Source organism: Clostridium phoceensis (assembly GCF_001244495.1).
Lineage (GTDB): Bacteria > Bacillota > Clostridia > Oscillospirales > Oscillospiraceae > Lawsonibacter > Lawsonibacter asaccharolyticus.
In genome coordinates, this window is the sequence record NZ_LN866274.1 from 2,228,103 (window position 1) to 2,253,458 (window position 25,356).

At 50.8% G+C, this 25,356-nt stretch carries 22 protein-coding genes; 15 read left to right on the forward strand and 7 right to left on the reverse strand.

The window, feature by feature from the left end; genetic code table 11:
* Positions 1 to 137: 137 nt before the first annotated feature.
* From BN1969_RS11560 to BN1969_RS11595, 8 genes are all read left to right on the forward strand, one after another.
* A complete protein-coding gene (locus BN1969_RS11560) occupies positions 138 to 1,280 on the forward strand; it encodes a hypothetical protein (RefSeq protein ID WP_050624429.1) in 1,143 nt (380 codons plus the stop codon).
* Positions 1,280 to 2,317 carry a YqaJ viral recombinase family nuclease gene (locus BN1969_RS11565; protein ID WP_050624430.1) on the forward strand — a complete coding sequence of 346 codons (1,038 nt, stop codon included), beginning with the start codon at positions 1,280 to 1,282 and terminating at the stop codon, positions 2,315 to 2,317. Before BN1969_RS11560 ends, BN1969_RS11565 begins: the two co-directional genes overlap by 1 nt.
* 160 nt (positions 2,318 to 2,477) lie before the next feature.
* Entirely contained in the window at positions 2,478 to 4,658 is a 2,181-nt protein-coding gene (gene recD2, locus BN1969_RS11570) for an SF1B family DNA helicase RecD2 (RefSeq protein ID WP_050624431.1), read from the forward strand.
* A 16-nt stretch (positions 4,659 to 4,674) separates the two neighbouring features.
* Positions 4,675 to 5,145: a hypothetical protein gene (locus BN1969_RS11575; RefSeq protein ID WP_050624432.1), complete on the forward strand. Its 471-nt coding sequence runs from the start codon at positions 4,675 to 4,677 to the stop codon at positions 5,143 to 5,145.
* Entirely contained in the window at positions 5,142 to 5,876 is a 735-nt protein-coding gene (locus BN1969_RS11580; RefSeq protein WP_050624433.1) for a hypothetical protein, read from the forward strand. The genes BN1969_RS11575 and BN1969_RS11580 overlap by 4 nt, the downstream gene beginning before the upstream one ends.
* A gap of 52 nt (positions 5,877 to 5,928) precedes the next feature.
* A complete protein-coding gene (locus BN1969_RS11585) occupies positions 5,929 to 7,023 on the forward strand; it encodes a DUF3854 domain-containing protein (RefSeq protein WP_050624434.1) in 1,095 nt (364 codons plus the stop codon).
* A 115-nt stretch (positions 7,024 to 7,138) separates the two neighbouring features.
* A complete protein-coding gene (locus BN1969_RS11590; RefSeq protein WP_050624435.1) occupies positions 7,139 to 8,083 on the forward strand; it encodes a ParM/StbA family protein in 945 nt (314 codons plus the stop codon).
* Positions 8,070 to 8,441 (forward strand): hypothetical protein, encoded by a 372-nt coding sequence (locus BN1969_RS11595; protein ID WP_050624436.1) that lies wholly within the window; start codon positions 8,070 to 8,072, stop codon positions 8,439 to 8,441. The genes BN1969_RS11590 and BN1969_RS11595 overlap by 14 nt, the downstream gene beginning before the upstream one ends.
* 243 nt (positions 8,442 to 8,684) lie before the next feature.
* Here the strand turns inward: BN1969_RS11595 and BN1969_RS11600 are convergent, their stop codons facing one another.
* From BN1969_RS11600 to BN1969_RS11630, 6 genes are all read right to left on the reverse strand, one after another.
* Entirely contained in the window at positions 8,685 to 9,521 is an 837-nt protein-coding gene (locus BN1969_RS11600; RefSeq protein ID WP_242850334.1) for a hypothetical protein, read from the reverse strand.
* 65 nt (positions 9,522 to 9,586) lie between these two features.
* A complete protein-coding gene (locus BN1969_RS11605) occupies positions 9,587 to 10,153 on the reverse strand; it encodes a DUF4241 domain-containing protein (RefSeq protein WP_050624437.1) in 567 nt (188 codons plus the stop codon).
* Positions 10,154 to 10,198: 45 nt separating this feature from the next.
* Positions 10,199 to 11,284 (reverse strand): hypothetical protein, encoded by a 1,086-nt coding sequence (locus BN1969_RS11610; protein ID WP_207642595.1) that lies wholly within the window; start codon positions 11,282 to 11,284, stop codon positions 10,199 to 10,201.
* Between the two features lie 152 nt (positions 11,285 to 11,436).
* Complete coding sequence (locus BN1969_RS11615) at positions 11,437 to 11,856, reverse strand: hypothetical protein (RefSeq protein WP_050624438.1); 420 nt, start codon at positions 11,854 to 11,856, stop codon at positions 11,437 to 11,439.
* A gap of 286 nt (positions 11,857 to 12,142) precedes the next feature.
* On the reverse strand, positions 12,143 to 12,697 hold the full coding sequence (locus tag BN1969_RS11625; protein WP_050624440.1) for a hypothetical protein: 555 nt from the start codon (positions 12,695 to 12,697) through the stop codon (positions 12,143 to 12,145).
* 21 nt (positions 12,698 to 12,718) lie between these two features.
* The gene (locus tag BN1969_RS11630) at positions 12,719 to 12,907 is read right to left on the reverse strand and encodes a hypothetical protein (RefSeq protein WP_050624441.1); all 189 of its coding nucleotides are present in this window, start codon (positions 12,905 to 12,907) and stop codon (positions 12,719 to 12,721) included.
* 883 nt (positions 12,908 to 13,790) lie between these two features.
* On the opposite strand from BN1969_RS11630, the gene BN1969_RS11635 reads away from it, so the two are divergent.
* The 6 genes from BN1969_RS11635 to BN1969_RS11665 all read left to right on the forward strand — a co-directional run bounded on the left by BN1969_RS11635 (position 13,791) and on the right by BN1969_RS11665 (position 21,762).
* Positions 13,791 to 15,947 carry a hypothetical protein gene (locus BN1969_RS11635; RefSeq protein ID WP_050624442.1) on the forward strand — a complete coding sequence of 719 codons (2,157 nt, stop codon included), beginning with the start codon at positions 13,791 to 13,793 and terminating at the stop codon, positions 15,945 to 15,947.
* On the forward strand, positions 15,931 to 18,381 hold the full coding sequence (locus tag BN1969_RS11640; RefSeq protein WP_050624443.1) for a hypothetical protein: 2,451 nt from the start codon (positions 15,931 to 15,933) through the stop codon (positions 18,379 to 18,381). Before BN1969_RS11635 ends, BN1969_RS11640 begins: the two co-directional genes overlap by 17 nt.
* A gap of 222 nt (positions 18,382 to 18,603) precedes the next feature.
* Complete coding sequence (locus BN1969_RS18005; protein WP_147577086.1) at positions 18,604 to 18,819, forward strand: hypothetical protein; 216 nt, start codon at positions 18,604 to 18,606, stop codon at positions 18,817 to 18,819.
* Between the two features lie 711 nt (positions 18,820 to 19,530).
* Entirely contained in the window at positions 19,531 to 19,731 is a 201-nt protein-coding gene (locus BN1969_RS11655) for an excisionase (protein ID WP_050624446.1), read from the forward strand.
* A gap of 140 nt (positions 19,732 to 19,871) precedes the next feature.
* Positions 19,872 to 21,143 carry a tyrosine-type recombinase/integrase gene (locus BN1969_RS11660; RefSeq protein WP_050624447.1) on the forward strand — a complete coding sequence of 424 codons (1,272 nt, stop codon included), beginning with the start codon at positions 19,872 to 19,874 and terminating at the stop codon, positions 21,141 to 21,143.
* 88 nt (positions 21,144 to 21,231) lie between these two features.
* Complete coding sequence (locus BN1969_RS11665; protein WP_050624448.1) at positions 21,232 to 21,762, forward strand: methionine--tRNA ligase; 531 nt, start codon at positions 21,232 to 21,234, stop codon at positions 21,760 to 21,762.
* A 518-nt stretch (positions 21,763 to 22,280) separates the two neighbouring features.
* On the opposite strand, the gene BN1969_RS11670 is transcribed toward BN1969_RS11665, so the two are convergent.
* On the reverse strand, positions 22,281 to 23,162 hold the full coding sequence (locus tag BN1969_RS11670; RefSeq protein WP_050624449.1) for a LysR family transcriptional regulator: 882 nt from the start codon (positions 23,160 to 23,162) through the stop codon (positions 22,281 to 22,283).
* A gap of 151 nt (positions 23,163 to 23,313) precedes the next feature.
* Here BN1969_RS11670 and BN1969_RS11675 point away from each other — a divergent pair, with 151 nt between their 5' ends.
* On the forward strand, positions 23,314 to 25,344 hold the full coding sequence (locus BN1969_RS11675; RefSeq protein ID WP_050624450.1) for a urocanate hydratase: 2,031 nt from the start codon (positions 23,314 to 23,316) through the stop codon (positions 25,342 to 25,344).
* Positions 25,345 to 25,356: the final 12 nt, after the last annotated feature.

Consider the following 25,356-nt stretch of genomic DNA (forward strand, 5'->3'; position numbering starts at 1 on the left):
GCCATTTGCAGAAATGCAGATGGCACTTTTTTTGTTTTTTGGCCATTTCATTATCGGCATAGACAGCGTTCCCAAAAGGGAACGCTGTTTTTGCATATCAGGAAGTTCCGGCTACAAAAAGAAAGGAGAACAAAACCATGGTAAAATCTTGTTGTGACAGCTATCACACCCAGTTCAGCGCATTCCCGGACATGCTCAGTTACCACGAGAAGATCCGAACTGACAGCCGCTGGGAGCGCACCGAGGTCAAAAATCTGGAGGTAGCGGCGCTGGATAAGGCATCACCTCTGTTCAGCGACACGGCCAGTTTCGACGCATCAGTATCCCGAGAAGCAATCGAAGATACGGCTGAAAACCTTAAATTGGCCATCAAGGTAAAGGACAGATTCTTCCCGCTGCGCGATACGGCATACAAGAGTCTGCTGGACCGGGCAAGGGTGGGCGGTTCTGCACTGCCCAAACTCCCCCGTGAGAAACTGGCGGAGGTGATCAACTCCTGCCTGGCGCTCCACAGGGACAGTGCCTTGTTGCTCGTCCGTGATGAGAAGGTTTCAGCTGCCCATTCCGGAGATACCCGTGACTACTCCGTGTTGGAGATCGATCAGCTACTGGACGGCTTACAGAGCAAGATGGACGAGCGGTTCCCGGGCAATCAGTTTTCGGGCGGCTATGTGGATCATTCCATCACCAGCGCCTCGTGGACTCTGCCTGACCAGAAGACGCAACTGTTGGATACCTACACAAAATTGCTGGCGGCGGAGGGGAAGACCGCTATGGCCGCCAAATTGACGCCCGGTATCCGCTTCTCTACTTCGGACACCGGAGTGGCCTCGGCAAAGGTTTCGGCGCTGCTGGTGGGGCTGCAGTACCCCATCCATATCGGCGGCATGATCTCCGTAGAACACCGGCGGCAGTCCAAGGTCCCTGATTTCGTAGAGAGCCTTGATATGCTGTTTGCCCAGTTTGGAGACTCCGTTTCCAGACTGAGCGCCCTGCTGTCCATCCACTTGGATCACCCGGTCAACGCAATGACGGCCATCTGCAAACGCCTGGCGCTGCCCAAAAAGGCGGCGATGGAGGCTATCGATATGTTTGAGATGGCAATCGGCAAAGAAAGCGCCACCGCCCATGATGTATTTATGGCTATGCAGGAGATCCCCTTTATCCTCAAGATCCAGGGAACATCGGAAAACAAATTGTTGGCTCTGCAGGAGAATATGGCCCGGGCACTCACGCTTAAATGGCGTGACTACGATTATGCCCGGGAGGTGAAGTGGTAATGGCTGCGCCGAATATTCTCTGCGACTGTACAGGGATGTCCAATGAGCACTGGCTCAAATGCCGGGAGCATGGGCCGAAAGGCGATATTGAGTATACCGTTGGCGGCAGCGATGTTGCCGTTATCTTCGGTTTGTCGCCGTGGACGACACCCCTGGAACTTTGGATGATCAAAAAGGGGCGCATGAAGCCGAAGCCGCCCCCGAACCCCGACCAACTGGCTATGGGACATATGTTGGAGCCGATTGCAGCGTACTTTTACGCCAGGAGGACGGGTAATGTCGTCACGGATGACAACTATCTCTATCAGCATGCTTATCTGAAATACGCTCTCGCCAATATTGACCGGCGCTACATGCGGAAGAATGACGGCGAAGGCGGTGTTTTGGAGTGCAAATCCCTGACATATCACAAGGCAGAAGACTGGGCTGACGGAGCTATCCCAATCTACTATGAAATTCAGCTTCGCTACTATCTTGCGGTATTGGATGAAAAGCACGGGGCTTTCGCGGCGCTTTGGGGCAACAACCCGGAGCACGACTTGGCCATGCCCCACATCGAGCGGGAACAGGGCAAAGAGGATATCATTTTTGAGAAGTTGGACCGGTGGATCTGGAGTTTGCGTCATGATCAGCCTCCGACTATGGAGGATGTGAAGCCGAAGCTGGCTATGGAGGCCCTGGCGCGAATTTACGGTACCAGTCAAAAAGGACTGCCCACAATTGAATTTCCGCAAAAATTTGAATCACGTCTGCGGAAAATCGCGAGTCTTCAAGCGGAAAATGTGGAGTTAAAAAGTGCAATCAAGAAAAATGAGGAGGCTATAAAAGCACACAGCGTGCGAGTTGCAGAACTGATGAAGAATCATGAGCATGGGATCCTTACCACAACCACGGATAAGCTGTTAGTGGATTTTGTGACCGAGGTAACCAAGCGCGTGAGCTCGGACTATCTCAAAAAAGAACATCCGGACATCTATCAAGAGGCGCTGAAAGCATCAAAGAGCCGCAAGGTCAAGGTGACCATCCAGCCTGTATGACGATGGGCGGCGCAGGGTGTGCTTATGTGTAGAGCAGCCCTGCGCTTATACAAAAAACGGGAAAGGCCGTCTTTACGGAGCAAAATATGTCTTTGGGATCGGGGTATTCTGTGAGAGGATTTCAAGATACTCCGATTCCGCTATAAGGAGGAATCAATTCATGAAATGCAGTTTCAGCCGCCTGCTCTACCCGAAGACAGTGGAGGAGGCGCGGGACGGCAGTTATATGATCGCACTGTTCAGGCCCCATGAAAAGGTACTGGACGCACAAGGAAACAGACTTTCCAGCATCAAGGTGGTGGGGCACTACCTGCCTACCGTTTCTAGTGTAAAGGTCGATATGGCTGGACATTGGAAGAAAGATGCCAGATATGGACTTCAGTTTGAGATGGAGTCTTATGAGGAACTGGTTGAATCCAGTAAGGCCGGGATTGTGTCCTACCTCTCGTCGGGGATGATACCTGGCATCGGGAAAAAATTGGCCGAAAGAATCTACGATACTTTCGGGGAGCAGTCCCTGGAGGTATTAGACCGTGATCCTACACGGATCGAGGAGGTATCCGGCATCAGTCAAAAGAAAAGAGACCAGTTCTGTGACGCCTATATGGAAACCCGCAGCGCCCGCAAATTGATCAATATGCTTGCCCCCTTTGATATCAGCGCGATGCAGGCCATCCATCTGAGGAGGCAACTGGGTCTCGATGCGCAGACATTACTGGCTCAGTTTCCATACATGGTATTTGAGCGTGATCTGATTGATTTTGAAACAGCAGACAGGCTGGCGCAGGCCAACGGGATCCCGATGGATGCGCCGGAGCGGCTGGATGCTGGTCTGCTCTATACGCTGAAACTGGCGGAATCCAGCGGGCACCTGTCCATGCATAAGGAACGCTTTGTGCAGAGGGCGGTCAATCTGCTCCGAACGCCGACGGTGACTTGGAAGGCTGTTGCCCAACGGGCATTTGAAATGCTCAAAGACAATCGGCTTGCAATTTATCGTGACCACATCTATCGCCCTATCATAGCACAGGCTGAGAACGATGTGGCTGTACAGGTCTGCGAGATGCTGCGCCGGGACAAATTGCCCTATATGGGCGACCTGGATGACGAGATTGATGCCCAGCAGAAAGAGATGGGGTTCACCTTCGCTCAGGAGCAGAGGAACGCCATCAAGACTTCGCTGACATCGCCGATTTGCATCATTTCCGGAGGTCCGGGTACGGGGAAGACCTCCATCCAGCGGGCAATTCTCAATATCTATCACGCGGCATTTCCCAATGCCGCTGTTGTCTGCTGTGCACCGACCGGGCGTGCGGCGCGGCGTATGGAACAGAGCACTGGCTTTGCAGCATCTACGGTACATAAGGCGCTGAACCTACAGGCGGGTGAAATCCACGAACTGAGAGAGCCTGAAACCCTGAAGGCAGATCTGGTCCTTGTCGACGAAGTCAGCATGATGGATATGATAACCACATGGCACCTATTTGCCGCACTGCCACCCGGCTGCCGCTTGATTCTGGTGGGAGATGCAGATCAACTTCCCTCCGTCGGGCCGGGTGCCGTACTCCACGAACTGCTGGGCTGCGGGAAGCTACCTTCGGTCATCCTGGACAAGGTGTTTCGCCAGAGTGAGGGTAGCATCGTAGCGGAGAATGCACAGCGTATCCGGCACGGCAATGAGCGATTGGACTTAGGGGACGATTTTCAGTTCTGGGCCTCGGCAGATGTGTCACAGTCAGCACAATGGCTGGAGCGTCTCTACATGAATGAGATCGCTCGGCACGGCGTGGACAATGTGGCGCTTTTGACCCCGTTCCGTAAAAAGTCCGAAACTGGCGTTCAGAGTATGAACGCGGCCCTGCACGATATTGCCAACCCACCCTCACCGGAAAAGGCGGAACTGGAAATCGGGCAGAGGACCTTTCGCGTGGGTGACAAAGTGATGCAGATGAAAAACCGGGATTTTGCCAGTAATGGTGATATCGGATATATCCGAACCATCGTCCGGGATGCAGACGGTTTTTTGGTAGAAGTGGATTTTGGGGATGACCGTATTGTGGCCTATGAGGATTTGGAGTCTCTCCGCCAACTGGAACTGGCTTATGCCACCACCATCCACAAATCTCAGGGCGCAGAATATTCCTCCGTGCTTATCAGTGTCCAGAACATACACGGGAGAATGCTGAATCGTGCGTTGTTCTACACGGCGGAAACCCGCGCCAAGATCCGCGTTATCGTTGTGGGAGACTGGGAGGCTGTTGTGCGTGCAATCAATACGACGGATACTGACCGCAGAAATACGGCACTGGCTGAACGGATCAACGAATTGATAAAAGAATAGAGGGAGGACCAGACAGATGGCCACAGTCCTGGAAAATTACTATGCGCTCCGAGGCGAACTGGAGCAGCGCATGGCACAGGCGCCCATTAACGCAGTCGACCTGTGGTACTACGGCGAAATTGTGTACCGGGTCGGCGTGTTGGAGACCTGTCAGATGTACCTGCGCAGTGCGCCTGTTTCGATGAATACCCCCGAACTGCTGGGGCATTACCAGATGATGGACGCCTATGTGCAGAGTCTTGCGTTGGAACGTCGCTATGGGCCGGACCGCGGTCCGGATACACAGAAAGAGCGGGAAGCCGCTCAGAGTAACCTGGGACGTGTGATCCAAGACTACCGTAAGCGATTTTCAGCGTTTTCGCCTACGGCTGCCATGGCATACAAGAAAGAAATTAACCGGGTTATTACAACACTGCTGCCGGCATGGCTGCAGTTTCGGAACACATTCGTACCGATTAAAAAGGCTAAGGAGGGTAATGCATCATGAAAGACGAGAAACAGGCAGCACTGGCAGCCATTCAGCAGATCAATGCGGTGGATGGTTTTGATCCCTCGCCGTTGGCAGTGGAATACGCCGACCTCAATACCCATGAAAAGCGCCTTCGCCTGCCGGTTATGGGACAACTCGCGTGGTTCTGGCTCAAGCATCCGGAAGGCCGTGTCGCTGTCACGGTGACTCCAGCCAAGGAGTGCTTCATAGCCACAGCACGGATTTATGCCAATTATACCAATCCATCAGATCAGTATTTGGCGGAGGCCACAGCGTCACGAGGTTATTTGCCGGACAAGCCGACGGTTTCCCCACGGGAATGGGCACAGACAGCAGCAATCGGCCGGGCGTTGCAGTACGCTGGCTTTGGACTCCAGTTCGCTGCGGCCGGCGACGCCTTTGATATGCCAGCAGTGGATGAACTGAGCGGCATCGTCTGGAGCGGGGAAGAATCTCCGCAGGATTTGCCAGAGCCTGGAGGGGCCTCCGCGAATATGCATATGACAATGCCGATGCCCACACCAGCCGCCCAGCCGCCGGTAGATCCATTGGAGAAAGCAATGAGTACACCCTGTCCTATCAGCAAATACAGCGGCAAGACGCTTGGGGATGTACTGAGGGAGGATCCAAAAGCCCTTGTGTGGGTAGCGAATAAATTTCAGGGCGATCCTGAGATCTCTGCGGCCGCAAAACTCATTTGCGAACAGTCCATGGAGGAGAGCGCCTGAATAAACATGGGGGACGGTCGCCACCAGACCGTCCCCCGGAGAGGAGCTTTCCATGGAACTTCGCTATCAAATGACGGATATTCTGCCGCTGCTCCCAATCCCACAGCCTCCAAATGGAAAGAGCGCCTACAATATCCCGTGCCCATTATGCGACCGTGCAGGTTCAAGGGAGAAGCATCTGAACATCAATCTCAAGCGGAATGTGTATCGGTGTCCCAAGTGCGGACAATTCCAGGGTGGTGTCTTCGATCTCTATGCCTACTACATGGGCATCCCGCGGGAGAAGGTCTTGGAGGACCTTACAGCGAGACTGCAGAGAGACATCAGCTATCCCGCAGGGAAAGCGGCTACCAGAAAGAAACTGCAGCCTCCGCCGATGAAGCCCCAGGCAAGCCTTGCGCCGCTGGAGGAACGGGACCGGGTCTATCGTGCTTTGCTCAACCGGCTCACCCTGGCGCCGGACCACCGTGAAAATCTCCTCAGCCGCGGTTTGACCGACGAAGCCATTGAACGGCTGGGCTATAAGTCTACGCCTGTTGTGGGGTTCCATGCACTGGCCCAGTCCTTGCTGGACGAGGGATATACGCTGTTTGGCGTCCCTGGATTTTATCGGGACAAGGATGGGCGATGGACAATGGCTGTGTGGCGTAGGGGGATTCTGATTCCGGGAACCTACTTTGGGAAGATACAAGGTTTTCAAATTCGCCTTGATCATAAAATGAAAAAGGGCGGTAAGTTCCTGACCTTTTCCAGTAGGGACGAGCTGGACGGAGCCATGGGTGAGAACTGGTGCCATATGGTCGGGCCGGTTCGAGAGAGGATTCTTCTGATTGAAGGATATATGAAAGCGGACATCGTCAACCACTTTACAGGCCAAACGATGTTGGCTATTCCAGGGGTGACCTCGTTGCAACATTTGGAGTCAGCCCTCAGGGATCTGATTCCCATGGGAGTCCGTCATATCATGACCTGCTTCGATATGGACTATCTGAAAAACTGGCATGTGGAAAGTGCCTATCAGAACCTTGTTGAACTGTTGGCCAAGCAGAATGTCACATTTGGAACCTATTTGTGGGTTCCGGATTACAACGGATTGGATGATTACATCTGGGAGTTTTGCATGAATAAGGGCAATCCTCCAAAGTAACAGAAGTGGACAGCGGGACATGCGCAGCATGTCCCGTTGTTTTTACGCATTTTGTTGTAAAAACGCATTTTCATTTGTGTAATAACATATCAGAAAGACTAAGGAGTGATTTCTCATGCTATTTCCAGTTGATCATGGCAACTCGTCTATCAAAACCGTCAATTTCGTGTTTTCCTCCGGACTGGCCGATTATCCGATCCGTCCACCCGTTGATACGGACATTCTGGAATATGGCGGCAAGTATTGGACGCTGTCCGGCAAACGCATCTCTTATATGCGGGACAAGACGAAAGATGACCGATATTTTATCCTGACCCTTTTTGCCATTGCGAAGGAACTGCAGAAGAGCGATACTATGAGCCCAATGGTGGAAACGGATCTGGCCGTAGGATTGCCCCCGGAGCATTATGCGCTGCGGCAGCGGTTTGCAGAGTATTTTAAGCGCGGCACAGTGAACTTTGTCTTTAACGGAACACCGGTCTGCCTCGTGATCCGGCATGTGCTGGTCTATCCTCAGGCTTATGCAGCGGTCGTACCGCAGGCAGCCCGCCTGAAGGAGATCCCGCGCACTTTCATTATTGATATTGGAGGCTTTACCACAGACGTTATGTTGCTTCGCAATTCTGTACCTGACATGCAGTTCTGCCGCAGTTTGGAGATGGGAGTGATTCATATGTCCAACGATATTATCGGCAGGGTGAATGCTATGTATGATATGAAGATTGAGGATGACCACATCGTGGATATCATCCAAGGGCGGTCCACGACCCTATCCGCTGAGGTGCAGGAGGTTGTATTTGCCACGGTACGCAGTTATGCCAATGGAATTCTGGATAAACTGCGTGAACTGCAGGTAGACCTACGAGCCAATCCGGCCATTTTTATCGGAGGCGGGTCCATTCTATTCCAAAACTTCATTGAGGAGTCCTCCCAAGTGGCTCAGGCGGATTTTGTGCTGGATTCTAAAGCCAATGCCATTGGCTATGGAATGCTGGCTACGGCGCAGTTGCGGCGGATGACACAGCAGAATCACGGAGGGGAGTTCTTTGCGGAGGGATGATAAGTTCCGATTTTCTCTCGGATGGAGCCGGGATACTGCGGAAAAGATTGCAGTCGGAGATTTACTGGAAAGATTGAAGAACCGCAAAAGTGATCTGGTCATCCAAGCTGTCTGGGAGTACATTGGGAATCACCCCGAGGTAATGGCGGAAGATGCAAAAATCGTGATTTCAGTTCATTCAACGCCCACAGATGAACAGACATTCGCAAAAATCCAAAGTATGATAGACGCCTCGTTGGAAAAACTGAAAACTACCTTAAAACTCCAACTTGAACAGGGCCAGCCGGAAGATGCCAGCGGGCCAAGCGAGAAAGATCTGGATGATATGCTCAAAAATCTGGATATATTCAATCTGTGAGAACAGTCCCCACCCCATACCTTGAATGGGGTGGGGACTGTTTTGAGGCCGGTACCATTGGGGCGGCATGGGTAAGATAAAAAGGGGAAAAAGACACGCCCCCTCAGGAATGCACCGTTCCTGAGGGGGCGTGTCTTTTTGTTTATAGGGGAAGTTGTGAACTTCGGATGCTGTCCCCTCTCGGCAAAGCAGGCAAAACAACTAGCCAAGACGGTATATGTACAGTTGAGACAGTCTAAATGCCTAGAACCCGTTCCAGATTTGGTGACCGCAGTATTCAAAGGTTTGTGCGTCATCACAATCAGCGGGAGTGAGGTCGATGATCCGCTTGCGGGAGCGGGAGAGGAAGACCCGGTTTTTGATTTTGCTCATTGGCTGCCATTTGGCCAGCATATTGTCAAAATTGACTACTGAGGCATAGTCCGCCGGGAAGTTGTTTTTTATGTGATGAAAGAAATAGTTGCGGTGGAAAGGGCAGATCAGGCAGGCGCTGGCCTTGCTGTCCAGGCCCCACTCATCCAGATTATAGGCGTAGCAGTCCTTTCGTTCCCAACCCATCTCGATAAGCGGAAATCGGTTTTGAAACATAGCGTGTCGGCTGGGAAAGGAACGATGAGCCTCTTCACTGGAAAAGCCGATGTGGAGTTCATGGGTGCCGATATCCTCTGGGCGAAGCCGCTGATAGGGCCGGTAGCCCAGAAGTTCATATCGGACAAACTTTTGGATCATCAAAACCTTGTAGTCCACGGTGCAGGAGCGGCGGGCGATCCGCCCTGCTTTTCCCTGCTCATCTAATGTCCAGAACGGCATGGCTGAAACCCTCTGCCGCCCGAACCGCTGCATATAGTCCTGGTACAGATTACTCTGGAGAATGTAAAAAGGAATGTTGCAATCAACGCAGGTGCGTTCAATGAAACGCACTTGATCCGCTACCCAGGCAGGCTCACAGCCAAGATCACAATAGATGATGGCATCATAGCGGGGGACCTGCGGGTGTACGACCTTATTTCTGGTCTGGTCGCAGGAGATCAGGGCCAGGGCGGTACTCTGCATCCCCGCACCACAGCTTAGAATGTTCAAACGGAATACCTCCTTCTAAAAGGAAATGCGGGGAACCGCCCGTTTAGGTGGTTCCCCGCTGAGTGTTATTGGAGCAGAAGCCTATTGATTTGGGGCAGGCGCACCACATCAAAATTGATCATGACGCCCCATGTGATATCCTCCCCCTGTGTTTTAGACAGATGGTAGGAGTAACAGATATAACCGCCATCCCCATACCCGGAATTGGATACAACGCCATGTGGAATAACACCGGCATAGTGGTCTGTATGTAAGGTCTGGTTGCAACAGCTGTTGTACCACGCTTCCAGTGCATCTTCGCTGGGTATCTGGCCTGCATCAGCACCGGCACGGTAGAACGGCTTGTCGAACACACCGGCTTGGCCGCTGTCTACGCCAACCTTGAAGAGTTCCTCCCGTGCAATTAACTGGTTTTTGGGTGGGCAATGCTGATGGAACGCGGCCAGATAGGCTACTGCCGCATCGTGCTTCCCTTCATGGAAAAAGCCAATCTCTGCCTCCCAAATCCCCGGCTGGGCATTGGGAACGATGCCCATGCACCAGGTACCGGGCGCGTAACAGGGATCGGAAATAATCAATTCAGGCTGTGTCACCTCGAAAGTGCCGAGTTTGAATTTTTGCAATGTCCGCATTATTTAGACCTCGCTCTCGCTAATTTTATCGTTGCCTCTTTAGGTTCAACTGGTACTGCTGTCAGTGGCGTGAGTGGCCGGAATATCCACGGTATGTCCAACATACGGCGGCTTGCTCTGGATTGCAGCCAGCAACTTGGAAAGTAGTTCGGGCAGTTTCGTACTGTTGCGGCTGCCTTTATGGTAGCGGTAACTCCATTGACCACTCTGTGGGGAATATCGAATACTGTGTAGCGTATTGATAATCCATCCCTGTGTTTTTAGAGGGACTGAAATCCCATGCTCCCGAAAAAGCTGCATGATCAGAGACTTGCCGTTGATATCTTGATTTACAACTTCTTTTCCGGCTAAAATGTTTTGCTCCGCCTCTCGGATGGCGGAGGTATAGCGGTCTTGTAACTCTTGTTCACGCTGACGCGCCTGGGCTTCCAGTTCTGCCTCTCGCAGTTTGGCTTGCTGTTGGCGCTCTGCCCAAATGGGAGCGTTGTGTGCCTCAGCCTCTTCGCGCCGCCCCAAGAGGTTGGCAAAGCCAAGATCGGCCCAGCGATCTGGAGCCGCCATACTCTGGTTGAAGACCCGTTCAATCTCAGCCCGGATACCGTGTTCCAGCGTGGACAGCCACTTCAGGACTTCCGCCAGCCGGCTCCGCTGGTCGATGCCCACCATAAAGCCGTCGCAGGGGATAAAGATCGTCGGCCATGAATCACGCTTATTTTCCAAGGTGTAAAGCTCGATGCCGTTTTCATTGTAAAAACGGTAGTAGTAGTGCCTTTTACCCATCAAGTCCTTGGAAAAAACACGGTTTTCATCCCTCTCCTTTGGCGGGAATATATCCTTTTTCTTCTCGTTCGGGCGGGTGTAGCGGGGAGAGAGGCCGGTACGGCCCAAACTGTTTGTAATCTGTTTTTCGATTGATTCCAGACCGCCGTGCCGTTCCATAAAGCCTGATAGGTCCTGTGACTGCTGCAAATTACAAAGGCACAAACCTGTCCTGCCCTCATAGATAGCTCCCTTGTATTGGAACAGATCCAAGCCAAACTCGTTTTGAAACGACTTGGCTTCCCGTACTGGAGAAAAGGCGCCTTCCCGGAAGATGTAACAGACGGCAGAGTGGGTTTCATTCATGTTCATCATTTATTCCTTTCTGCGGAAGATGTCGTTTGGGATCGGGATATAGCAGATGCTTTTGCTGTGGCGCAAACGACATTTTCCGCACGATCCGCCTATGGACCGGCGGAGGGTACACTGGAAGCAACGAAGTTTTCTTAAAGTACCCTCTGCCATTAAGGCAGTGTTTTTTTCGGCAGTGTCGGCTTGCCGCCAGAATCATGGGACCGGTCAAGGAAGCCGGCTTCTGTCAGAAGACGGACAACCATTTCCGGGGTGAATTCTGTGTCCTTCCAAGTACATAGTTTTTGGATGACCTCCATGAGCGTAGGTGTGAGCAAGGCGGGCAGAGCGTCGTTGAAACATGTGAGTCGAGGAACATCCGCTCCGCTCATCCATACCCACTCAAAACTAAGTTCAAACAGGCAGCCGCCATCGCTGTGCTCTAACGAGATCATGATCAGGTCATCCACATCGTCAGGCAGATCCGAGTCCGGATCTGTTTTGGAGTAGTGAATGAAACTCCAAATCGTTTTGCTCCAATCTACATCAGGGTAGATCGGGCTGAGCGTGTCAATATCCTTCTTGCAAAGCATAAAAGCCTCCTGTAAAAAATATTTGTAGCTGGCTCCTTCGAAGTCTATCCGAATGAGGCTGTTGTGTTATGAATCGGCGAGGTCGCTGTGATCTCCAGCTGGCCAGCCGATGCCAGGAAAGTTCCGTACCCCACGTTGAAGCGCCTCTCGCTCTTTCTGGCAAGCCAACTCATACAGTGGGTGCTTCCGCTCGTCCTCTTTGCAGGCAGGGCAGATCATATCCAGATTGAACATGGACATGATCCGGGTGACTGTAGGCCTATGACAGCGGTCGCAAATCTGATTTTCAAACACCATCCTTAGCGCCTCCCTCACAGTCCAGAGTTCGCCCTGAGATAGCAGTCTCATCATGGCCGCCGTCGTACCGCTCCGGGGTGTTAATTTGCTCGGCGAAGGTGAAATACTTCTCCATCTGCCGGTCGAGCAGTCTGTCGATCTGTTGCCGGAATTCTGCGTTTACCTTCTTTTCTGCACTGAGGTAGTCGACGAACTCCTTGAATTCACCAAATGCCTCCAGATAGCCGGCAAGGAAAGCCGCATCTTGAGCCTGGGCCTGGATCCCTGCCTGGGAAGCGGCCCGCCGCAGGTCTGAGACTAGGGCAGCGGACTCTGGCCGGCGCTCCAGCGCCCCCCAAATCCGGTCAGAGTAGTCATGGCCCCTCCGGAATTGGGGCCTCATTCCACCAAACTGCAAAGCATAGGTACTGGCGGCATACAGATAGGCGTGTTCAGGATCTCGCCTATCATCGGTGTCGTAGACTTGAATGTTGAGCGGCTCCAAAAGGGTGGAGTAGACCTCATTGACCAGTCCGCCCTCCATCTCGATAATTAAAGTAGCCACGTTTGTTCCTCCTCGATTGACTTAAATAGTTTTTTTCGGGATGATAACCCCCATTACCTGTTCCAGGCCTTGTTCATTGAGCCAGGCATCCAGAGCAGTTTGGGCCTCTTGACGTAGAGCCTCTGTCCTCTCCGCAAGTTGATCCTCAACTTGTTCTCGGTTTGGAACCTCTTCGCTGACGAAAGCGACGCCAATCCAATTGGTATTCATTCCGGATCACCGTGTTTCGATGCTCTCTGCCGTGTCGGGATTCTTTCGAGTGATTGCATGACTTTTCATCTCCTTTTTGATTTTTGCGGTGTTCCGCTGCAGGGATATCTATATAAAAAAACGTGTGGAACCCAGAATAGTCCACACGCTTTTGCCCAGGATGGGCGAGATCTGTTTAAGAGGGGCATTCGTTTGTCCAGAAAACAAAAAAGCGCCCAAAGGTCAGAAAGACCTCTGGACGCTATGCAACACGGAAACTAAGACTGCCTTAGGCTGCCGCAGATACTATGTGAACATATTATAGCGTTTCCTTTGAGAAAAAACAAGCATTAAAAATCACCACCCGCCGGTGGCAGCTGATGTTCTGAAACATATCGGGTTCACGATTCCCAAGCCGTGGAGAAGGAAGAAAGGCCATGTGGCATTTTACGTTGGTGACTCAGTTCGAAAATCCCTTGCAAACAATCCGTAGGTGCGGTATAATACTGACATAAAGTATCCGAAATCGCCCTGGCGATTACAGTATTCTGTGTTTCAAAGCGTCTGAAGGCATGTTGCCTTTGGACGCTTTTTACGTTTTGCCCAAAAAAGATATGTCTGCGCAGCCTAGTTACAGTACCAATGCGTGAAATTGCGTCTGAGGAACATCTTCAGGCGCTTTTTTCTTTGTCTGCCGCCATGCAGTATGTGGCGGCGACCATATTTCTCTCAGGTACCGCAGGCATCTACTGCGTGAATACCACAAATCAAGAAAAAGGAGGGAGTCAATGATCACAACAGGACAAGCGTACAGACACGGTGCGCCGGTGCATGACTGCCCGGTACCGCACACAAAAATGGCCGCCGTATCAGCGGTGGCACAGAGAAAGGAGAGAACATAGTTATGAGCAGTCATGACAAGGAACAAAGCCACTGCGACGCCTATGAGAAGATCCTCGACTTAGATCTTTTTAATGCACTTCTGGCCCTTGTGGTCAAGATGTCCGACAACAAGGACGCTATGCTGGAGTACTCGCGTTTTATCAGTCAGAAGTCCCTATGGGCTTCCAGGTGCAACGACCCGGGGGCCTATTTTGCCCAGCATGAACTTCGCTATATCGGCGAGATTACGGAGCGATTCGAGGAACGCATCGGCTCCAGACCAGAAATATTCCGTGCGCTGGCGCTGGCTCTTGGATTTGCCCTGCCATTTCTCACAGACTCCATGTTTGTTGGGACTCAGCGAGAAGACTTCATACGTAGGCTGGATAAAGAGGCTGGGAACGACCTGTATCTGCAGGGAGCCCGCTACCTCCTGACCACCGACCCGATGGAGCGTAAGCAGTTACGGTCCCAACTGGCTGGCGATACGTATCAACGGACGGAGGATGCTATGTTTGTCCTCTCCCTATTTGACCCTCAGGAAGATGAGTTTCCTGCAATGCGCCCCCAGATCGCTCGGTTGTGGGGCGTTGATCGGACCATACCGCTGCTTGGCAATGGCCGTATGCTGGACTGGCTTCTGTGTAACTATAAGCAGGTCATCGCCGAGTGCAGGAAGAAAGACAATGCAGTCCTGCGGGCGTTGCTGAAGTTGCCCGGCCAGTTCTGCAAAGAGGGCTCCGCTCTGTACAACACGCTGATCGAATCAGGATACAGTGCGCTGGAGATCCGGTATGCCAACTCCTGGATGATTTGGCCCTGCCAGAATCCAGTTGGGCTTAATCCCAACGGCATTCCTGCTGAGAAGGCGGCTGCCCAATTTTGTATCGCTGCACTCAATCAGGACGAGGAACTGCCGGACGAGGCTTTCACCCACATGGAGAGACTCTACTCCATGTATCGTAAATTTCACATCCGTTACGAAGGGCATGAGGGGATATGGCCTGCTGTCTCCACACAGGTCAATCCGACCAACCCTAAAACAGTATTGTGGATGATCCAGAAAGCCAATTTACAGTTCTCTTATCGGTTCGATGTATTTGATCCGCGATGGGATATCTTAGCAGAACAGTTGGAGCCACTGGATTACCGGAATCTCTTCATTGAACAGGTCGACCGTCTGGAGGCGCCCGACAAAAAGGAAATCCGTCGGTATATGGAGCGCTATCAGGAACTGACGGGCTTGGACTATATGGAGGCGTTTCAACAAAAGAATGGCTGGTATAACAAGAATTTCGCGTTGCTTGTGGATACTGACACCATTGATTTATGGTCCTTTTTTCAGTCACACCTCAATTATGAGTCGGAGCCGAAAGAAAAACAGGCGTTGTGCTATGTGCAGGAATATACCGCAGGTTCTCGGACCAGGAAGGCGTTTGACTTTAATAAGAAGTTATTAGAAACATACGATGTGACTGAGTATCCAGACCTGTTCGAGAGTCATTCGGGATTCCACCGCGATTATATGGAATCTATCCGCTATTACTATAGCGATCTCGGCAAACTGGATTTTAAGCGGGACTTTCTGTCTTCGGACGAACAGCGTCAACTTTTTGAGTGGATCGATACCTCACAATTCTGTCTTGAACCCAAAAGTTACTATAACTTTGTGGAAGCGGCACTATGGAATGACTGTGTCCGCGCACTCTATGATAAAGAGACGCTCCGGGAAGTTCTGAAAGCCCTGATCGCAACACGCTACAATATTCATAGTGTGAACAGTTTGAAACAGGATTTGTATACGCAGGAAGAGCTGGATGCAGAGAAAGAGCAGCAACAGGCAGAGCGGGAGCGGATCAGACAGGAGCGCCGGGCTAACTCGCTTGCCACAAAAAAGGAGAGATTGGATGCCAAGTTTGATGGGAGTGTTCAATCGCTGAAGGATTTTTTGGGTAACTATTACAGTACAGAGGATCGCAGAGATGCTTTGAGCCTGATAGATGAGCCTCTGCGTCATGCCGTCGCCCAATTTAGTTACCCCATAACACCAGAGCAGGCCGATGGATTGCTTTGCTTATGCGGAAGAGCCATTGGTGCGGATGCCATCCCACGGAAAACTCTGTACTCTCTTATTGAAATTGTTATCAAGGAGGAACGGGCACATGCTGCAAACTGTTGATCGTATTAAAACGCTACATCGCATGAGCATTTGTGGCTTGAATACAAAGAATACACATCAGTACAGTGTTACCACACTGCTCATGACCTGTGATCGGATTGAGAAACATGGCTTAGTAGAGTATCTTTCCTCTGATTTGTATGAACGCGTCCAGCGGGAACTGATCTGCAACGAACAATTTGCAGGCTACTACAAGAAACTGGTGGATTGTAAAGTGCCCCACCATTTCATCAATGACTGGCTGGAGTCTGCGGATCGTTTCGGGGAATCTCTGATGGGGCGTTATACCGTTGAACAGATGGTTCAAATGTACGGCTCCGGGGTCAACGGCTCCTGCTGTCAATACGAGTGTCTGAAGTATTTCGAACACGACTTAGCGGATGAAGCATTGTGGCCCGCATTGGTAGATAACCTGAACGCTTTCTATGCGCAGAGTGCCGTGACTTTATCTGATTTGAAACCGCAGCAGCGAGAGATGCTGAAGCTCCCTTATTTTTCCTCTTTCATCGATGTTTCCGGACGTACCATTTCAACCAGCCTCTCTGTGCTTTCCTCCAATGAGACGATGCGGGCGGTCCTGGATTTCCTGTTCCGCGAACAAGTGGAGCATTGTTTCACAGAGGATGAGTTGACTTCGATCTCCCATCTGGAGGCTAAGGATCTTGAACTTGTGCGCCAGACATACTCCAATCTGGGTTCTGACCCTGGATGGATGGAGCGGTTTCTGGACTGGTGGCTCTCTAACCACGGTCTGCGCCATGATCTGCAGTGGTTCGCTCAACGGCGCGAGCCACTTACAGACGAGGAGAAGCATCAGGTGCTGGATACCTGGGTCGGATACTTGAACGCCCTGTATTCCGGGAGTTTGGAGGTGCCTTTTGCATCCATCAGACCCATTCAGTACGATGTACTGATCTACGCCATCGCCCACAAGAAGAAACGGTTTCTCCACATGGTTTCGGAGCATTTTGAGGACTTCTGCAAACTAGGTCGGGAATCCTTCCTGCTGGAAGAGAGTTTCTACACCCGCTGCAATTTGAACGCGCTGAACGGCAAGGATTTCCTCGCGTGCGCTGGCGAGGCCGGACAGAGGAACAACCTTGATCTGCTGGAACAGCGGGAGTACACTTTTCAGGAACTCAAATTGCTGTGCTATGCCAAGCCGGTCTACATCCAGTTCTATGGGATGCTGGCGGATATCGGCGTGGATCGGAAACTCATTGTTATGCGGGAACTGCTCAAGGGAGACCTGTTGAACATGCAGATTGCTGATGAGGACCTGCGTGGCCTGGCCGCGCTTCTGTCCCAGAAACCGCTGAGTGTGTGGCGCCAGAAAGAGTTGGGCCATATTGCCGGCCTGTCCGCCACTGACGCTGTGCGCGTCCTGCTGGTCTATGACAAGATCAAGTTATTGATCCCTGAACTACTCACCTGGGAAGATGCACTCTTTGCCAGCCGGAACGCAGATCGGATGCGAGGCTATCAAAGCTGGACTCAGATGCGCAACGATCTCATTTATGTGGATCAAGACTGGGTTGCATTGGCGAAAGAATTGGAACTTGACGAGAAATTCCTTCAAGACAATGAGCAACACATCGTCCGCTTCATTATGGGGGAGGGGGCGGAGATGACCCGGCTCTATTATGAGTACACTGAGAATAAGGAGGCATTCCGCCGTATCATCCTGGCAGAACTGATGGGCGAATTTAAAACACTCAAATACTATCCCAATGACCTGAATAGGGAAATCAGTTTCCCAACCACAAAACAGCAACAGTTGCTTTGGCAGACGAACACCGCTATGGAGACCTACGGCATTCTGGTGGAGGAAGTGGACGATTACTACTCTACCCTGCGTCTGGGGAGGCTGCCATATTCCACATGCTTATCTTATGTGGATGGTCAGTACCGGGAATGCCTGCTCTCCAGTTTTGACTCAAATAAGAAAATCCTACTAGCCAAGAAGAATGGTAAGGTCATAGGGCGGGCTGTGATCCGGCTGACCAAGGGCCGGGATTATCTGCGAGATGATGTCGATGCTCCGACCTTGGAGTTCGCCGATCTGACTAAGCCACCCGAGAAACGATATGAGGATGAGCGGCCTGCAGATCAGCTGACCCTGTTCTTGGAGCGTCCCTACTTCAAGAATGCGAATTGCTCGGAAACCGCTGTTATCAAACGGATGTTTGTCTCTCTGGTACGGAAGAAGGCGATGCAGATGATGGCTACCCCAGTCTTGGCGATTTGCTATGAAGAGCAGTGCGCTGCATCTGACTTTGTGCGGATGAAGTACGCCCTCTACATTTCCAAGTCCAAAGGCGGCGCCCAGTATCTGGACTCGTTGGACGGACAAGTAAAAGTCTCACGGGAAGGTTCCTTTAAGGCGTTCCCGTTCCTTGTGCTGCCAAGCAACGAGATGGCGGCTATATCCTGATTAGTACAGTATCTCAATCAACCAGAAGACGGGGGAGTCGATGCTCCGACCTTGGAGTTCGCCGATCTGACTAAGCCACCCGAGAAACGATATGAGGATGAGCGGCCTGCAGATCAGCTGACCCTGTTCTTGGAGCGTCCCTACTTCAAGAATGCGAATTGCTCGGAAACCGCTGTTATCAAACGGATGTTTGTCTCTCTGGTACGGAAGAAGGCGATGCAGATGATGGCTACCCCAGTCTTGGCGATTTGCTATGAAGAGCAGTGCGCTGCATCTGACTTTGTGCGGATGAAGTACGCCCTCTACATTTCCAAGTCCAAAGGCGGCGCCCAGTATCTGGACTCGTTGGACGGACAAGTAAAAGTCTCACGGGAAGGTTCCTTTAAGGCGTTCCCGTTCCTTGTGCTGCCAAGCAACGAGATGGCGGCTATATCCTGATTAGTACAGTATCTCAATCAACCAGAAGACGGGGGATGTGAAGCGAATACGCTCCAGATCCCCCGTTTTTTCTTGGTCAGAAGCGATGATATAAAAATGATGCTTCAGGTTTCGAACAGAATGTCGGAGTCAACTTTACTGACATCGGCATTATAGTGATTGTTTCTAAAGAGGATTAAGCAGGTGCGGGGGCCTTCTGTACCGGCTTCCTTTCTGTTCCGGTGTTTACTGAAATCGTGCCTGCGCACATTCTGGAGAAATATAGGAGTCGCCACCACACCTTGAAATAGGTTGGTGGCGGCTTTTTCTATGGCAAATTTCTTTCTCTGAAACGGGGAATGAGGAGAAGACACCAAGATCTTCAGGGAAGGCATCCTGCTGCACCTTGACAAATAGGCGGTATGCGCCTCATATGCGGCAACGGGTACATTGCGAATATGGAGAGCCGTACAAGCAGACTGGGCCGTGATCCCAAATTTGGAAAGGAGGCAGGGGGGAGCCGGATGTTGTGTGCAGACAAGCTGTGGCGGCTTGGAGGCCATGACCCATATTCGTTGATCATGATACACCACTTCGGCTGTGATCCGAGCGGTAACCAATCCGCCGCAGGTTACGGGAAGTGCCAATAGCTCGGGGAGTAAGTCTCGCGGAGCGGCTTAGCCAGCCGCCGCCCGTTGCTTTTTTAGATTCAGACAGAAAGGGAGATGAAATATGGAAAAACAAGAGGTTCCCATTTGGGAAAAGGCAAATTTGACGATAGATGAAGCGGCTGCCTACTTCGGGATCGGAACCAACAAATTGCGGGAGATAACCAGCAACCCAGATTGCGAGTTTGTGATTCGGGTCGGGGCTAAGCGGTTGATCAAACGAAAAAAATTCGAGAGATACTTGGAAGACGTGGATACAGTGTAACCAATTTCGGATGGAAGCCGGGATGCAGCGGATGCTGTATCCCGGCTTTACAGCAGGGAAATTACAGAAAACTTATTGAAAACATGGGATGTTCATATTATTATATATATGTGTGGGCATTCTCTTGGAAGGAGGATATTGTGTCCGACAAAAGACGCGATTCCAAAGGGCGTCTCCTGAAACAAGGGGAACGACAACGAGAGGATGGCAAATACGAGTATAGGTACTATGATGAAAAAGGAGGTAGGCACAGCGTATATAGTTGGAGACTGGTCGACACAGATAGGATCCCGCCTGGGAAACGAGACGCTGAATCACTGCGTTCAATGGAAAAGCGAATCCGAAGAGATCTGGAAGATGGAATCAAAACACACGAAGCAGACCGGACGACGCTGAATTACCATTATGATAGATATATTGCGCAGAAGATTGAGATCAAGGAGTCTACCAGAGAAAACTATAAATACATGTATGATAAGTATGTACGGGAAGAAATCGGACAGATGAAGTTGTCGAATATCAAATACAGTGATATCAAGAAGTTTTATTTGTCCTTGATTCACGACAAGGGATTCAAACCAAACAGTATGGAAGTCATACACACAATTCTTCATCCGGTTTTTTCTACAGCAGTTCGAGACGGCATCATTCGGTTGAATCCGACCGATGGCGTAATGAACGAAATCAAAAGGACCCATAACTGGGAGAAGCCGAAAAGAAAAGCCTTGACAGAAGCGCAACAATCTGCTTTTATTAGTTATGTTTCTTCATCGCCGACTTACAGGCATTGGCTGTCGGTATTTACAGTGTTGCTGGGGACAGGCTGCAGGATCGGCGAAGTGGTGGGGCTGCGCTGGCAGGATTGTGACTTTTCGCAGGGAATTATATCCATTAACCACAATCTTGTGTACCGCAAACGGGAAAGCACCGGAAAAGTTGGATTTCATGTGAACACACCGAAAACGAGGGCGGGAATCAGGATAATCCCGATGCTCGCAGAAGTAAAGCACGCGCTCCTGCAGGAACGGTTGCGCCAGATGGAAGAGGGCTTCAATGATTGTGTCATTGACGGCTATTCGGGCTTTATTTTCTCGACACGCTATGGAGATGTACTTAACCCACATTGTGTTAACCGAGCGATTGAGCGTATCTGCAGGGATTATAATGCCGAGGAAAAGCAAAAAGCCAAAATGGAAAAACGGTGTCCAGAACTGCTACCACATTTTTCTTGCCACAATTTAAGACACACTTTCTGCACCAGATTCTGTGAAAATGAACGTGACCTGAAAGTTATACAGGAGATTATGGGACATGCAGATATCACGACGACGATGAATGTTTATAATGAGGCAACCAAGGAAAAGAAAGTAGCAAGTTTTGCGAATCTGGAGGGCAAAATCCGAATCAGTTGATTTACCCCCATTTTTACCCCCATTGGTGATGAAACGGTAGAAACTTATACCAAGTTATAAATCCAAAAGTTCGAGAGGACACCTCAAAATGCGGAATACAGAAACTTATAACACTTTGCAGAAGCCGGAAATTCTATTCCCCACGATGAAGCCCCTGGAAAAAAATGATGGTGCGAACACGAAGAGTGAAGGGGAAAATCAAGCTGTTGTAACTCGTAATGTGTCCACAAATAGCGCACGTATTGATCTTTCAAAGGTGAAGATTGAACCTTTGTTTGAGGAGTTTGTGGATTTTGAAACTTTTGCAAAATCCGATTTTCGTGTGGTGAAAATCGAATCCTGTGAAGCGGTCGAAAAGTCTAAAAAGTTGCTGAAGTTCACATTAAATGACGGAACTGAGCGCAAACGGACTATTTTAAGTGGCATTCACACTTATTATACTCCTGAAGAATTGGTGGGTAAAACCTGCGTTGCAATCACGAATTTGCCCACTAGAATGATGATGGGAATTCCGTCTGAGGGAATGCTGATCTCTGCTGTGTACGAGTATGACGGACACGAAGGGTTGAATTTGCTCATGTTAGATGATGCGATTCCTGCCGGTGCTAAATTGTACTAAAATGACATGATTTTCTGTGTTGCCACAGTATTACCACACTTGCCGAAAATACCACACGGGATGTGGGGGCGTGTGATGAGAGAGCTGACTGATTAGGCTGGCGAAGGCACCCAAGTGTTATATTGGGGGATGATCGCAAATGCGGTCTAATAGGGGATGTTTGCCCTAAAATAATCAAACGATATAGGGAGTCGGCGTTGGTCCGGCTCCCTTATTTTTTGCTGGGGAAGGTATAAAAATTTTGGTATGCTACGATTTATCTCATAAGATCAGAAGAAATATCAGCTCTATGTATAAAACAAGGGTGCAGAAATTGGGATGGGTAATATCAAAAATATATATACTGACATAGTTTCAAATAAGAATGGGGCGGCCGTGTTTTGCGGCCGCCCCATTCTTATTTGAAACTTGAGGTACCCCAGTGAAAAGTGAATAAATATCTGACTCACTTGGTTGGTTTAAAGTCGACTCAGGAGACCATTGGATATGAACAGTTCTATTAGTCAGTCACTGAGGTCCTATTGTCCGAACATGTCAATAAAGCGTTTGACACAGCCAGAGTACATGACACTGCTGTTCCACATCATAGTAGGATATGATTTTGCGGTTATGCCCCGGATCGGCTTCGAGTAAAGCTCATGTGAGCCGATTATATTCACAAGTGCCGGAGGCAAAAAACTAATTCCAAATCCAGACTGTACCATCTGAAGAGCCATGGGGGTATCATAACACTGGCAGACGACATTGGGAGAGAAACCATTGCGCTGACACTCATTAATAAGATAATTGTTGTAGCTCCAAAGGTCATCGCTGCGCAGCAGGCACATTGGGACATCTCGAAGACGCTCGATAGGAATATAATCCAGTCCGGGTGCAGGATCTAGGCTCTCTGTCAAAATGACTTCCAGTGTTTCTTCACCGAGTATGCGTTCCCATGAGCCGGAGATTTCACTTGTAGTCCCCCGGAGAAATATCACGTGAAGATCGCCATTGCTCAGATCTTTCAAAAGATCCCCGGGAGTTCCCATGCGGATGTAGTACTCTACATTGGGGTATTCCGCATGATATTTCTTTAGAAAATCCAAGGTGAAAGAAATAGTGGAATAGATTGATCCAAGTTTCAAGCAGCCCCGCAGCCCCTGGTCAATGTCCCGCACACTGTCGATCATGGTGTGCATGCTTTGGAAGATATGCTTGCTTTGGACATAGAGGCTCTGCCCTGCTTCGGTCAGTTCTATTCCCTTGTTTGTACGCAGGAAAAGGCATACTCCCAGTTCGTCCTCTAAAAGTGCGATTTGGCGGCTCACAGGTGGCTGGGCCACATGGAGCTCCTGAGCGGCCTTCGAGATACTTTTTAACCTTGCCGCAGTAGTAAAATACTCCAATTGCCTGAAGTTCATAGTGGCATACCTTCTTTATATAACAAATATACGAATTAAGTACTTTTTATTATAACACTTATCTGTTAGAATTCAATATATCAAGGCGAGAAAAAGGATTAAAAACTGGACATCTTGCTGACACATATTTGAAGAAGAAAGGAGAACCATTATGACCCCAGCACATCTTGACATGGACAAGTGCATGACCATTCACTTGGACTATGAACTGCCTGAATATCCCGCTTTTGAAGAGGGCTACCGCCGTGCCCCCCGCCGTGAATCCCATCTGACTGAGGCCGACAAGATACTGGCCATTAAGAACGCCCTGCGCTATATCCATCCTGATCATCATGAGCAGATGGCAAAGGAGTTTGCCCAGGAACTGGAGGAACACGGCCGTATCTATGGATACCGTTTCCGGCCAGAGGGAAAGCTGTACGGCAAGCCCATCGACGAATATAAAGGCAACTGCATCGAGGGCAAAGCGTTCCAGGTGATGATCGACAACAACCTGGACTTCGAGGTGGCGCTGTACCCCTATGAACTGGTGACCTACGGCGAGTCCGGACAGGTGTGCCAGAACTGGATGCAGTACCGTCTGATCAAGAAGTACCTGGAGATCATGACGGACGAGCAGACTTTGGTTGTGATGTCCGGCCATCCTCTGGGCCTGTTCCACAGCCATAAGCTGGCTCCCCGCTGTATTATCAGCAACGGCCTGATGATCGGCATGTATGATGACCAGAAAAACTTCAACCGTGCGGCAGCCATCGGGGTTGCCAACTACGGCCAGATGACCGCCGGAGGCTGGATGTACATCGGTCCCCAGGGCATCGTGCATGGCACCTTTAACACCCTGCTGGGTGCGGGGCGCACCAAATTGGGTATCCCCGAGGACGGGAACCTGGCCGGCCGCCTGTTCGTGTCCGCCGGTCTGGGCGGTATGAGCGGTGCCCAGGGCAAGGCTGCGGAGATCGCAGGTGCCGTTTCCATCATTGCTGAGGTGGACCTGTCCCGGATCATGACCCGTTACAACCAGGGCTGGGTGAGTGCGAAGTCCGACAACTTGGATGAGGTCCTGAAAATGACTCAGCAGAAGCTGGCTGCCAAGGAACCCTACGCCATCGCCTATCACGGCAACGTGGTGGACCTGTTGGAGTACCTGTATGAGAAGAATATCCATGTGGATCTAATGAGCGACCAGACCTCCTGCCACATGGCGTACGACGGCGGATACTGCCCGCAGGGATTGACCTTCGAACAGCGTACTGAGATGCTGGACAAGGACCCCGAAGGCTTCGCCAAGCTGGTTGACAAGTCCCTGAAGCATCACTATGAGATGATCTGCAAATTTCACGAGAAGGGAACCTATTTCTTCGACTATGGCAATGCATTCCTGAAGTCGGTGTACGACGCCGGCGTGCCTGCCGAGAAGATTTGCAAGAACGGCGAGAATGACTTGGACGGCTTCGTATTCCCCTCCTATGTGGAAGATATCCTCGGCCCCTTCCTGTTTGACTATGGCTATGGTCCTTTCCGCTGGTGCTGTCTGTCCCGGAAGGAAGAAGATCTGGATAAGACCGATATGGCTGCCGCCGAGTACATCAGGGCACACAACCGCCGCTATCAGGATCACGACAACTACATATGGCTGCGTGATGCGAAAAAGAACAAGATGGTAGTAGGCACGCAATGCCGGATACTGTACTCCGACGCCATGGGCCGTATGAACATTGCCCTGAAGTTCAATGAGATGGTCCGCAAGGGCGAGATCGGGCCCGTTATGCTGGGCCGCGACCATCATGATACCGGTGGTACCGACTCTCCCTTCCGTGAGACTTCCAATATTAAGGATGGCTCCAATATCATGGCCGATATGGCCACCCAGTGCTACGCTGGAAATGCTGCCCGCGGCATGAGTCTGATTGCCCTGCACAACGGCGGCGGTGTTGGTGTGAGCAAGTCCATCAACGGCGGCTTTGGTATGGTGCTGGACGGCTCCGAGCGGGTAGACCAGATTTTAAAGATGTCTATGCCTTGGGATGTTATGGTGGGGGTTGCCCGTCGTGGCTGGGCCGGAAATCCCAATTCGCTGTCAACAATCGCTGAATACAATAAACTGTACGAGGGTCAGGACCATATCACCCTGCCCTACTTGGCAGATGACAGTATTGTGCATAAAGCACTGGAAGATATCTGAGATCAAACTTAG